Below are 12,583 nucleotides of genomic sequence, written 5' to 3'. Positions count from 1 at the left end.
AGTGATACAATATTTGTGAATGAGTTCACAAATTGTTCATTTTAAATACTTCACAACGCACCTTAATATTTTATACTAGTAAAACTGAAGTGGTATAGTAAAACTAACAGAAAGACGAAGTGTTTAGGAGGCGAAATAATTGGAATTGGATAGCGTTATGCTAAGTCAATTATTGACTGCAAGTACTTTAATTTTCCACGTTATATTTGCAACATTGGGTGTTGGAGTACCTATAATGATTGCCATTGCGGAATTTTTAGGGATTAAACGAAATGACTCTCACTATTTATTGCTTGCAAGACGGTGGGCGCGTGGATATACAATTACGGTAGCAGTAGGTGTTGTTACGGGTACCGCGATTGGACTTCAACTGGCACTACTTTGGCCGAGCTTTATGCAAGTTGCAGGCCAAGTTATCGCTCTGCCACTTTTTATGGAAACATTCGCATTCTTTTTTGAAGCTATTTTCTTAGGTATTTATTTATATACGTGGGATCGCTTTAAGAACCGCTGGCTTCATTGGCTGTTGACGATTCCCATTATGATAGGATCCACGTTATCAGCATTTTTTATTACTACAGTGAATGCCTTTATGAATCAACCACAAGGGTTTGAGATTGTAGATGGAAAAACCGTAAATATTGACCCGATTGCAGCTATGTTTAATCCAGCCACCCCATCGAAAGTTTTTCATGTTGTTATGTCGAGTTATATGACATCAGCATTCATCTTGGCAGCGATTACTGCGTTTATTATTTTACGTAAAAAAGGAACGGATTATCATAAAAAAGCATTACGTTTAACCATGGTAGCTGGTTTCATATTCGCTGCGGGAACTGCATTTGCTGGTGATCTATCAGCAAAATTCTTAGCTGATTATCAACCAGAAAAGTTAGCAGCAGCTGAATGGCACTTTGAGACGGAACAAAATGCTGACTTGATCATTTTCGGTACCATAAACGAAGATGGAGAGGTAAGTAATGAAATTCGATTACCGGGGGTTCTTAGTTTTCTAGCAGGCAACTCATTTGATACGGAAGTAATTGGTTTAAATGAATTTCCAGAGGATGAGCAGCCTCCATTGTGGATCCATTATATGTTTGATTTAATGGTTATAATCGGAATGTATTCGCTCTTTATTGCGGGGATATTCATCGTATTTATATTTATGAAACGATTTAATGAGTGGAATAAGCCTCTTTTATGGGGGATTGTAGCAAGTGGACCATTGGCTATGCTTGCGATTGAATTTGGTTGGATCTTTGCAGAAGTTGGTCGTCAGCCGTGGATTTTAAGAGGGTTAATGACGGTGGATCAGGCATCAACGACTTCAGGTGATGTTGGAATCGCTCTTGCAATGTTCTTATTGCTCTATGGAGTTCTAGGAACTTTCTGTGTAACAGTGTTGATAAAAATGTTTAAAAACAAACCTCCAGAAGCAGAACTTGAAAGACGTTTTCCGAAGTGAATCATCGATAAATTAGAAGGGGGAGAGGTCGTTTTCTCCCCCTTTATCTAGTAGGAGGGAGTAGAAGATCGTGAGCTTAGAGTTAATTGGTATAACGGTACTATGGATCTTTTTATACGGTTACTTAATTGTCGCTTCGATTGATTTTGGTGCTGGTTTTTTTGCTTATTATGCGAGGGTTTCAAAACAAGAACATATAATGAGTCAATTGATTAACAGGTACTTATCGCCTGTTTGGGAAGTAACAAATGTCTTTTTTGTCTTTTTCTTTGTTGGCCTTATTGGATTTTTTCCAGATACGGCATACTACTTTGGGACAGCGTTACTAATACCAGGAAGCGTGGGGATTATTTTGCTAGCAATCCGAGGTGCCTTTTATGCATTTGGTAACTACGGATCGAAAAACAGTACATTTTTCTTATTTTTGTATGGTGCAACGGGGTTGCTAATTCCAGCAGCACTGTCAACTGCACTGACGATTTCTGAGGGTGGATTTTTGGATGTATCTGATAATAATGTCGTATTTTTAGCAAAAGAGTTATTTACTAGTCCTTATTCATGGAGTGTAGTTGTGCTTGCGATTGTCTCTGTGTTATACATTAGTGCTAGTTTTCTTACGTACTATGCAGATCGAGCAGAGGATATGGAGTCTAGAGGAATCATGCGGAAATTCTCATTACTTTGGAGTGCACCGACGATTGTCGCTAGCTTAATGGTATTCGTAGCTCTTCGTGAACACAATCCAGAACACTTCCAAAATGCTATCGACATTTGGTGGATGTTTGGCTTATCATTAGTATTCTTTATGATTGCCACATTCCTTGTTTATCAAAAGAAAATGTTTGGAATCGGATTTATCATGGTAATGCTCCAATTCTTCTTTGCATTTTTCGGCTACGGAGCATCTCATTTGCCGTATATTTTATATCCATACATCACGATTGAAGGCAGTGTTGTAAATGAAACAATGGGTACAGCACTTGTTGTGGTCTTTATTGCTGGTTTACTGTTGTTAATCCCATCACTCTACCTGCTTATGCGACTGTTTTTATTTGACGCAGATTATATTAAAGGGAAAAAATAATCGCCTTTTAAATGAAAAGAGTATGGTAAAATAAGATTTATTAAGAAGATGGATCTGGGGGAATTATTGTGAAAAAGGAGTTTGTTGTTGTTGGGCTGGGGCGTTTTGGCGGAAGTATTGTACGTGAGTTAATCGAACAAGGCATGGAAGTAATGGCCATTGATAAATTTGAAGACAAAATTGATGAATTTGCTAATATCGCAACACATGCGGTTATGGCAGATTCAACAGATGAATCAGTACTGAGAAGTCTAGGTATTCGTAATTTTGACCATGTAATTGTTGCAATTGGAGATGACATTCAAGCAAGTATCCTTACGACGCTAATGCTAAAAGAGATCGGCGTAAAAAAAATCACTGTAAAAGCGCAAAATGATTATCACGAAAAAGTGTTAAGAAGAATTGGTGCAGATAAAGTCGTTCATCCAGAGAGAGACATGGGGAAGCGAATTGCACACAATATTGTGTCTAACAATGTATTAGATTACTTAGAGCTTTCTGATGAGCATTCTATTGTTGAAATTGTAGCGAATGACCTTTTAATTGGGAACACCATCATTGGTTTAGACATTCGTGCACAATACGGTATCAATATCGTTGCGATAAAACGCCAAGATGATATCATTGTATCGCCTCAAGCAACAGACGAAATTCAAGAAGGCGATGTTTTGATCGTTATCGGTGCGGATACAGATATTAACAGATTTGAAAAAAGAGTAATGCAAAGTTCATAATGACGTAAATGATTCGCTCAGCCTCTACAAGCATAAGGCGATGTCTAAAGATGTCATTCTTCCCGACATAGGAAGAGACTGAGTGGTACCAATGAAGCTATGTCAGCACTTATCAAATCCACAACAAAAAATCCCGACCTCATTAGAGGTCGGGTTTTTTTGTTGTGGTCACACTTCCATGATAATCGGTAGGATCATTGGACGACGTTTTGTTTTTTCATATAAGAAAGGTTCAAGTGTATCTGTAATTTCATTTTTAATTTCTGACCATTGGCTTGTCTTACGTGTTAGCACTTTGTTTAAATGTTTATGGACAAGTGATTGAGCTTGATGAATCAACTCGCCGGATTCTCTCATGTAAACAAAGCCACGAGAAATCAAATCAGGACCAGAAGCAACACGATAATCTTTCATATTGATACTAACAACGACTACAACCAGACCTTCTTCAGAAAGCATACGGCGATCGCGAAGGACAATATTTCCTATATCACCAATGCCACTGCCATCAATGTAAACAGAACCTGAAGGGATTTTTCCAGCAACGCTCGCGCTATTACTGCTTAGAGAAAGGACCTCACCATTATCCATGACGAAACAATTTTCTTCTGGTACATCACAATCGATTGCAAGTCTTGCATGCATTTTTTGCATTCTGTATTCACCGTGAATTGGCACAAAGAATTTAGGCTGTATAAGACGTAGCATCAGCTTTTGTTCTTCTTGTGATCCGTGTCCAGATGTATGAATATTGCTAAGTGGGCCGTGGATTACGTCCGCTCCAGCGCGATATAAAAGGTTGATTGTGCGGTTAACACTTATTGTGTTTCCTGGAATTGGTGAAGATGAGAAGACAACTGTATCGCCAGGAATAATTTGAATTTGTCTATGCGTACTATTTGCGATACGTGATAATGCTGCCATGGGCTCACCTTGGCTACCCGTACATAAAATAACAACTTTATCTGCGGGCAATCGATTCAGCGTGTGTGCATCAATAAAAGTATCCTTAGGCGCACTAATGTAGCCTAAGTCATGTCCAATTGAGATCGCTGATTCCATGCTTCGCCCAAACACAGCAACTTTACGTCCGTGTTTAACTGCGGCTTCCGTTACTTGTTGCAAGCGATAAATATTTGAAGCAAACGTAGCAAAAATAATTCTTCCATTTACTTTACGGAAAATGTCATCAATGCTTTCACCGACTTTTCGCTCAGACATGGTGAAGTTTGGTACTTCACTGTTTGTGCTATCAGAAAGTAGAGCTAAGACGCCTTCTTTTCCGATTTCAGCCATTTTCATTAAGTTAGCAGGCTCACCAACCGGTGTGAAATCAAACTTAAAATCTCCTGTGTGGACGATGTTACCTGGTGGTGTTTTTACCACAACCCCATAGGAATCAGGGATACTATGGGTTGTTCTGAAAAAGCTGACTGCTGTTTTTCGGAATTTGATAACATCATCTTCTCCTATCACATGAAGCTTCGCGTTACGAAGAAGACCGTGCTCTTCAAGCTTGTTTTTAAGCAAACCAAGTGCAAGTTTTCCGCCATATATAGGCATGTTTACTTGTCGTAACAAGTAAGGAATTCCACCGATATGATCTTCGTGACCGTGTGTGATGAAAAGCCCTTTAATCTTGTCAGCATTTTTTTCTAAATATGTGTAGTCAGGAATTACGTAATCGATTCCTAGAAGTTCATCTTCAGGAAACTTAATTCCAGCATCAATTAAAATAATTTCATCTTGGAATTGAACACCATACGTGTTTTTTCCAATCTCACCCATTCCGCCGAGGGCAAACACAGCAGTTTGGTCGTTTTTAACGAATTTCATTGATTATACTTGCTCCAATTGGTAGTTTGCATGGTTTTGCTCATACTCTAGATATTTGCCCTCTAATTTTTGTACAAGTTCGATGTTGTAATTGCGATGGCTAAGCTTTAAGCGAACATCTTTCTCTGACTCTGCTTCAAGATAGATGGTTTTTGTTTTTTCTCTGACTGGTACTTCCGTTGCACTCTCTTGATAATACACTTTAAAAATCATTCCGATCTCTCCTTCAATATGTTTAGCGCTTTTAAACTAAGCTGAGTAATGACTACTCGCTCGTATTTGTTAGGTATAGCTTCTATATAACTAAAAGTTATGTACTATTTCACTACATTTTATAACCTAGTCCTGAAACAAAAAGAACAGCCCTCCTGAGACGAAGGGCTTACAGAGCTTAGACGATCGTTTTTTTCATAACATATCTCTCCACTGTCATGCAAGCTTCTTTTAGCCTCTTCAATATTGCGGGTCATTCCTTACTTATTATAATACCGCCTATGATTCATTCTGTAAAGATCAGCTTCTTGACAAGAGGCTTCCACCGTTTTAGCAATAAAGAATTTAAACGGTAAATGGCACGCACAGACAGCGGATTGAACTTTATGCTATCGTTCTATAGCTTTTGCATTTTCAGGTTCATGGTAAGGATTTTTTTGATTAATATGGTCATAAAACATAATACCATTTAAATGGTCTAATTCATGTTGAACAGCAATCGCAGCTAGTCCTCGTAAACGCAGCTTGACATTATTGCCATCTTGGTCCATTGCTTTTAGCGTGATTCTTGCATAGCGAGGAACATACCCCGGAATATTTTCATCAACAGATAGGCACCCTTCTCCAGAAGTTAAGTAAGTTTTTTCAATAGAGTGGCTGACGATTTTTGGGTTAAATAAAGCATAACTATGTTGACGGTTATCATCTTCTAGATGAATAGCAAACATCCGTTTTGATATGTTAATTTGGGGTGCTGCAAGTCCGATACCTGGGCGAAGTGCATATTTTTCTGCCATTTCAGGATCTTGGCTCATTTTAATGTATTCCAATAAACTATTTAGTGTTTTTTTATCTTCATCAGATACCGGCATAACAACTTCTTGAGCCACTTCTCGCAATGTTGGATGTCCGTCCCGAATAATATCTTTCATTGTAATCATAGTCTAGTCCTCCTGAAAAAATTTCTTATTCATCTGAGCTCGTGAAAGCAAAGCTCGATTATACCATTGAATTATTAGTGTGATTAGTCTTATCATATCAAAATTTGTATTAGAGATTAAATAATTGACATGCAAATGAGTAAAAGAAATGGCATTTAGTAAAATTCATTGCTTAATGAATTAATCATCGATATATTATAAAATGTCAACATCTCAAGGAGGTGCATTAATTTTGAAGATCTATATTTTAACTGTATCATTTATCTTATCTCTCTTTTTGACGGGATGTGTCTTTGGCCCATCACCAGAAGAAGAAATTAGTGAAGTGTTGGATGCAATCGTGGAAAAAGAACAAGGCTTTGTTGATTCACAAGAACCAATTAAAACACTAGAGCAAGATGAAAAAGAACTTTTTGATAACATTATGGCATTAAGCATAGAAGAGTTCGATGAAATCGAAGTATTGGCTGAAGAAGCACTTGAAAATCTAAAACAACGTGAAGAGCAGATTGTTATAGAAGCCGAATCAATTAAAGAGGCAAAGAAAGAATTTGAAAAAATCAATGAATATGTTGGGGATATTGAAGATGCCACCTTACGTTCTCATGTGGAAGAAATGATTGAGGTGATGTATCAGCGATATGACTCGCATAATGAACTTATTGTAAAATATGAAGAAGCAATCGATTTGGATCGTGAATTGTATACCATGTTAAAAGATGAAGAACTTGTTTTTGAAGATTTGAAAGAGCAAGTTGAGAAAGTAAACACGCAATACGATACAACTCTTGAACTAAATGATGAATTTAACCTTATTACAGACCAGTATAACCAGCTGAAGAGTGATTTTTACGAAATGTCTGGAAGAGATGAAGAAGAGTAGGGATAACCTGCTCTTTTTTTGTTGCCCCAGAAAATTCCACATTAAAAACAGCCGTATAACAGTTTTTTGTAGAATGTTAAAATGTAATACAGTTTGTGCGATTTTTATAGTACAGATTAGATGAGAAACGACCTAATTAACCACATGAATCAAAAAGACTTCCATTGAAGTACGTACCTATTGACGTGATGCGTTTTCATATTGTAAACTTAATCACGGAAAGTTGGATTGTATTAGTTTTCATTAATAGAACGACTAATACAGCCGAAAAAATTACGAACTTTAGGTTTTTTCACTTAGGTTTTGTGGAAAAATAGAAAGTATGTCTTGTTTTATATAATGGAGTTTGCTGAAAGCAGTGCAACTCTTTAAAAATTTGATAATGAAAGGATAGGTGGAGTAAATGGCTTCAAAAAAGAAAGCTCCGTTTGACGCTGTAAAAACGCTTCAAACAATTGAAGATCAGTTTGAAATGTTTCAAATTTTAGATGAAGAAGGAAAAATCGTAAATGAAGAGGCAATGCCGGAAATCAGTGATGAGGACCTTCAAGAATTGATGCATCGCATGGTATACACACGCATCCTTGATCAGCGTTCGATTTCACTAAACCGCCAAGGTCGTCTTGGGTTTTATGCACCAACGGCTGGACAAGAGGCTTCTCAAATTGCTTCCCACTTTGCACTTGAACAAGAAGATTGGGTTGTACCAGGTTATCGTGATGTTCCGCAAATCATCTGGCATGGTCTTCCGTTATCTCAAGCATTCTTATTCTCACGTGGTCATTATCTAGGAAACAAATCACCTGAAGGCGTCAATGTATTGCCACCACAAATCATTATCGGTGCACAATATGTTCAAACTGCCGGTATCGCTCTTGGACTTAAAAAGCGCGGAAAAAAAACAGTTGCCATTACATATACAGGTGATGGTGGTTCTTCACAAGGTGATTTTTATGAAGGAATTAACTTTGCGGGTTCTTATGGAGCTCCTGCAATCTTTGTTGTGCAAAACAACCAATTCGCAATCTCAACACCTAGAGATAAGCAAACAGCAGGTAAAACAATTGCACAAAAAGCCGTTTCAGCTGGTATCCCAGGAATTTTAGTAGATGGCATGGATCCTCTAGCAGTTTACGCAGCAACAAAAGATGCTCGTGAACGCGCAATTATTGGAGAAGGTCCAACATTGATCGAAACTCTTTGCTACCGCTATGGTCCACATACAATGGCTGGTGATGATCCAACCCGTTACCGTACTGATGAAATGGATACTGAGTGGGAAAAGAAAGATCCACTCGTACGTTTCCGAAAATTCCTAGAAGGCAAAGGTCTTTGGAATGAAGAAAAAGAAAACGAAGTAATTGAAAAAGCAAAAGAAGAAATCAAAGTTGCAATTAAAGTTGCAGATGATACAGCAAAACAAAAAGTTACAGATTTAATGGAAAACATGTACGATGAAATGCCTTTCAACTTGAAAGAGCAGTATGAAATCTACAAAGAAAAGGAGTCGAAATAAGCCATGGCGCAAATGACAATGATTCAAGCAATCACGGACGCTCTTCGTACGGAAATGAAGAACGACGAAAACGTACTCGTCTTCGGTGAGGATGTTGGTTTAAACGGCGGAGTATTCCGTGCAACAGAGGGTCTTCAAAAGGAATTCGGAGAAGATCGAGTTTTTGACACGCCATTAGCAGAATCAGGTATCGGTGGTCTTGCAATCGGTCTTGCACTTGAAGGCTATCGACCAGTTCCAGAAATTCAGTTTTTTGGTTTCGTCTTTGAAGTAATGGACTCAGTAAGCGGTCAAATCGCACGTATGCGCTATCGTAGTGGTGGTAAGTACTCGAGCCCTATCACAATTCGCTCACCATTTGGAGGAGGCGTTCACACTCCTGAACTTCACGCAGATAGCTTAGAAGGGCTAATGGCTCAACAACCAGGACTTAAAGTTGTCATTCCTTCAACACCTAAAGATGCTAAAGGACTACTAATTGCTTCGATTCGTGATAACGACCCTGTCATTTTCCTTGAGCACATGAAACTATATCGTTCTTTCCGTGAAGATGTTCCAGAAGAAGAGTACACAATCGAATTAGGAAAAGCCGATGTGAAACGCGAAGGAACAGACCTTTCAATTATCACTTACGGAGCAATGGTGCATGAATCACTTAAAGCAGCCGAAGCGCTTGAAAAAGATGGCCATTCAGTAGAGGTTATTGATCTTCGTACAATTCAGCCATTAGATATCGAAACAATCATTGCATCGGTTGAAAAAACGAACCGTGCAATTGTCGTGCAAGAAGCACAAAAACAAGCAGGAATTGCAGCAAGTGTTGTTGCAGAAATTAACGACCGTGCCATTCTTAGCCTTGAAGCACCTGTTCTTCGTGTAGCAGCTGCTGACACTATCTTCCCATTCTCACAAGCAGAAACAGCATGGCTTCCAAACGTGAAGGATATTATTGCAACTGCAAAGAAAGTCCTTGAATTTTAATTAGTTAAACAAAGTCAAAACGGGGAAGCGATTCTCCGTTTACATTTTCTAAATGCAAAAAAAAAATGATCATTAGGAGGTTGAAACCATTGTCATTTGAATTCAAACTACCAGACATTGGTGAAGGTATTCATGAAGGTGAAATTGTAAAGTGGTTCATTAAAAAAGGCGATAAAGTAGAAGAAGATGACGTGCTATGTGAAGTGCAAAATGACAAAGCAGTTGTTGAAATTCCTTCTCCAGTTGCAGGTACCGTAGAAGACATTCTTGTTGAAGAAGGTTCGGTTGCAGTTGTAGGTGATACACTGATCAAATTTGATGCTCCTGGCTATGAAGACTTGAAGTTTAAAGGCTCAGATAGCGACGACGAAAAAGAAGAAACAAAAGACAACTCAACAGATGAAGCTGAAAAAGAAGAGTCTGTTGAAAAATCAGCTTCTACTCCACAAGGCGATGTAGATCCGGAGCGTCGTATTATTGCTATGCCTTCAGTCCGCAAGTATGCACGTGACAACGATGCAGACATTCGCTTCGTAACAGGCTCGGGCAAAAACGGACGCGTCACAAAAGAAGACGTAGCTGCTTATCTAAACGGGGATTCAACTGTTGAAGAAGTTTCACCAGCACAAGAAGAACCAAAAGAAATCCCTTCTAAATCAGAAGAAAAAATAACACCTTCGAAACAAGTAGTTCCAGAAGGCCAATATCCAGAAACTCGTGAGAAGATGAGTGGCATGAGAAAAGCTATAGCGAAAGCAATGGTAAACTCAAAGCAAACAGCTCCTCACGTAACATTAATGGATGAAATTGATGTAACAAAATTAGTTGCTCACCGTAAGAAATTCAAGGAAGTGGCACTTGCAAAAAATATCAAGTTGACATTCCTACCATATGTAGTGAAAGCACTTGTATCGGCACTTCGCGAATTCCCTGCGTTGAATACATCTCTAGACGATGCAACGCAAGAAATTGTTCAAAAACACTATTTCAACATAGGAATTGCTGCCGATACTGAAAAAGGTCTTGTTGTTCCAGTTGTGAAAGATGCAGATCGTAAATCCATTTTCACTATTTCCGATCAAATCAATAACCTTGGAGCAAAAGCTCGTGATGGTAAACTTTCAGGTGATGAAATGAAAGGTGCTTCTTGCACGATTTCGAACATTGGTTCTGCTGGTGGACAATGGTTCACTCCAGTAATCAACCACCCTGAGGTTGCTATACTCGGAATTGGTCGAATTGCAGAAAAACCTGTAGTGAAAAATGGTGAAATTGTAGCAGCACCTGTGTTAGCATTATCATTGAGCTTTGATCACCGTATGATCGATGGTGCTACAGCACAAAATGCAATGAATCATATTAAACGTTTACTGAACGACCCAGAACTTTTACTAATGGAGGCGTAAAACCATGGTAGTTGGAGATTTCCCTATTGAGACAGACACACTTGTTATAGGATCAGGTCCTGGTGGATATGTAGCGGCTATTCGTGCTGCACAACTTGGACAAAAAGTAACGATCGTTGAAAAAGAGCATATGGGCGGCGTTTGTTTAAATGTTGGCTGTATCCCTTCTAAAGCAATGATCACAATTGGTCACCGTTACGAGCAAGCTCAACATTCTGATGATATGGGAATTGTAGCTGAAAATGTAAAGCTTAATTTCGATAAAGCACAAGAATGGAAAGCTGGCGTTGTTAAAAAATTAACAGGCGGCGTTGAAAGCCTGTTAAAAGGCAATAAAGTTGAAATCGTTCGTGGAGAAGCTTATTTCGTTGATGGCGAAACCGTTCGTGTGATGGATGATAGCTCTGCACAAACATACAAGTTTAAAAACGCAATTTTAGCAACTGGTTCTAGACCAATCGAAATCCCGTCATTCAAGTTTTCAAAACGTGTTCTTGATTCAACAGGTGCTCTTGCACTTAAAGAAGTTCCTAAGAGCATGGTTGTTATTGGTGGAGGATATATCGGTACAGAGCTAGGCAGTGCGTATGCAAACATGGGAACTGAAGTAACGATTCTTGAAGGTGGAAACGATATCCTTGGTGGATTCGAAAAGCAAATGACTTCAATCGTGAAAAAAGGTCTGAAGAAAAAAGGCGTTACAGTGATCACAAAAGCGATGGCTAAAGGCGTTGAAGAATCAGCAGACAGTGTAACGGTTTCATATGAAGCAAAAGGCGAAGAAGTGAAGGTTGAAGCGGAATATGTTCTTGTAACAGTAGGTCGCCGACCAAACACGGATGAAATCGGACTAGAGCAAGTTGGTATTGAAATGTCTGACCGTGGCGTTATTAAAACAGACAAACAGTGCCGTACAAGTGTAAGTAATATTTATGCGATCGGTGACATTGTTGATGGCCCACCACTAGCACACAAAGCTTCTTATGAAGGTAAAGTAGCTGCTGAAGTAATCAGTGGTGAAAAATCAGAAGTAGATTACATGGCAATTCCTGCTGTTTGTTTCACAGATCCTGAGCTTGCAACAGTCGGTTACAGTGAGGCTCAAGCAAAAGAAGAAGGTATTGAAGTAATTGCTGCTAAATTCCCATTTGCTGCAAACGGTCGTGCGTTAGCGCTTAATCAAACAGAAGGTTTTGTGAAAATCGTTACACGCAAAGAAGATGGTTTAATTATCGGTGCTCAAATTGCTGGTAATGGAGCATCTGATATCGTTGCAGAGCTTGGTCTTGCAATCGAAGCTGGAATGACAGCTGAAGATGTGGCAATGACCATTCACGCTCACCCAACACTTGGAGAAATTTCAATGGAAGCTGCAGAAGTGGCCCTTGGAACACCTATTCATATCGTAAAATAAAATGTAACGTAATATAGCCCCTGGATTAGTATCCAGGGGCTTATTATTTTGTCTTGAAAGCGCATCATAGGTTGGACTATTTCTTCACGATAGCAGTCTGCTAAATT

11 protein-coding genes are annotated in these 12,583 nt (G+C 38.8%); 8 read left to right on the top strand and 3 right to left on the bottom strand.

The genetic code is table 11. The annotated features are described in order from the left end of the window. Nucleotides 1-139: 139 nt before the first annotated feature. From AB1471_RS06585 to AB1471_RS06575, 3 genes are all read left to right on the top strand, one after another. Nucleotides 140-1,468: a cytochrome ubiquinol oxidase subunit I gene (locus AB1471_RS06585; RefSeq protein ID WP_367778939.1), complete on the top strand. Its 1,329-nt coding sequence runs from the start codon at nt 140-142 to the stop codon at nt 1,466-1,468. Between the two features lie 70 nt (nt 1,469-1,538). Further along, entirely contained in the window at nt 1,539-2,552 is a 1,014-nt protein-coding gene (locus tag AB1471_RS06580; RefSeq protein WP_367778938.1) for a cytochrome d ubiquinol oxidase subunit II, read from the top strand. A gap of 68 nt (nt 2,553-2,620) precedes the next feature. Then, nucleotides 2,621-3,286, top strand: a complete 666-nt coding sequence (locus AB1471_RS06575) for a potassium channel family protein (protein ID WP_367778937.1) — start codon at nt 2,621-2,623, stop codon at nt 3,284-3,286. 168 nt (nt 3,287-3,454) lie between these two features. On the opposite strand, the gene rnjA is transcribed toward AB1471_RS06575, so the two are convergent. The 3 genes from rnjA to def form a co-directional block, all read right to left on the bottom strand. Continuing rightward, entirely contained in the window at nt 3,455-5,122 is a 1,668-nt protein-coding gene (gene rnjA / locus AB1471_RS06570; protein WP_367778935.1) for a ribonuclease J1, read from the bottom strand. 3 nt (nt 5,123-5,125) lie between these two features. Next, a complete protein-coding gene (locus AB1471_RS06565) occupies nt 5,126-5,335 on the bottom strand; it encodes a DNA-dependent RNA polymerase subunit epsilon (protein WP_367778934.1) in 210 nt (69 codons plus the stop codon). A gap of 389 nt (nt 5,336-5,724) precedes the next feature. Next, nucleotides 5,725-6,276, bottom strand: a complete 552-nt coding sequence (gene def / locus AB1471_RS06560; RefSeq protein ID WP_367778933.1) for a peptide deformylase — start codon at nt 6,274-6,276, stop codon at nt 5,725-5,727. 232 nt (nt 6,277-6,508) lie between these two features. On the opposite strand from def, the gene AB1471_RS06555 reads away from it, so the two are divergent. The 5 genes from AB1471_RS06555 (at nt 6,509) to lpdA (ending at nt 12,476) form a co-directional block, all read left to right on the top strand. Further along, nucleotides 6,509-7,159, top strand: a complete 651-nt coding sequence (locus tag AB1471_RS06555; protein WP_367778932.1) for a YkyA family protein — start codon at nt 6,509-6,511, stop codon at nt 7,157-7,159. Between the two features lie 403 nt (nt 7,160-7,562). Further along, on the top strand, nt 7,563-8,675 hold the full coding sequence (pdhA, locus tag AB1471_RS06550; protein ID WP_367778931.1) for a pyruvate dehydrogenase (acetyl-transferring) E1 component subunit alpha: 1,113 nt from the start codon (nt 7,563-7,565) through the stop codon (nt 8,673-8,675). A gap of 3 nt (nt 8,676-8,678) precedes the next feature. Then, nucleotides 8,679-9,656 carry an alpha-ketoacid dehydrogenase subunit beta gene (locus AB1471_RS06545; RefSeq protein WP_367778930.1) on the top strand — a complete coding sequence of 326 codons (978 nt, stop codon included), beginning with the start codon at nt 8,679-8,681 and terminating at the stop codon, nt 9,654-9,656. Nucleotides 9,657-9,745: 89 nt separating this feature from the next. After that, nucleotides 9,746-11,062 carry a dihydrolipoamide acetyltransferase family protein gene (locus AB1471_RS06540; protein ID WP_367778929.1) on the top strand — a complete coding sequence of 439 codons (1,317 nt, stop codon included), beginning with the start codon at nt 9,746-9,748 and terminating at the stop codon, nt 11,060-11,062. 4 nt (nt 11,063-11,066) lie between these two features. Next, a complete protein-coding gene (lpdA, locus tag AB1471_RS06535) occupies nt 11,067-12,476 on the top strand; it encodes a dihydrolipoyl dehydrogenase (RefSeq protein WP_367778928.1) in 1,410 nt (469 codons plus the stop codon). The last annotated feature ends 107 nt before the right edge of the window (nt 12,477-12,583 follow it).

The organism is Jeotgalibacillus marinus (genome assembly GCF_040801915.1).
Taxonomy (GTDB): Bacteria; Bacillota; Bacilli; order Bacillales; family Jeotgalibacillaceae; genus Jeotgalibacillus; species Jeotgalibacillus marinus.
Note: the sequence above shows the minus strand (reverse complement) of the source record. Positions and strands in the feature narration are given on the sequence as shown.

Coding starts and splice junctions, on each gene's coding strand:
- rnjA (WP_367778935.1), bottom strand. CDS start 5,122: ATGAAATTCGTTAAAAACGACCAAACTGCTGTGTTTGCCCTCGGCGGA.
- AB1471_RS06565 (WP_367778934.1), bottom strand. CDS start 5,335: ATGATTTTTAAAGTGTATTATCAAGAGAGTGCAACGGAAGTACCAGTC.
- def (WP_367778933.1), bottom strand. CDS start 6,276: ATGATTACAATGAAAGATATTATTCGGGACGGACATCCAACATTGCGA.
- pdhA (WP_367778931.1), top strand. CDS start 7,563: ATGGCTTCAAAAAAGAAAGCTCCGTTTGACGCTGTAAAAACGCTTCAA.
- AB1471_RS06545 (WP_367778930.1), top strand. CDS start 8,679: ATGGCGCAAATGACAATGATTCAAGCAATCACGGACGCTCTTCGTACG.
- lpdA (WP_367778928.1), top strand. CDS start 11,067: ATGGTAGTTGGAGATTTCCCTATTGAGACAGACACACTTGTTATAGGA.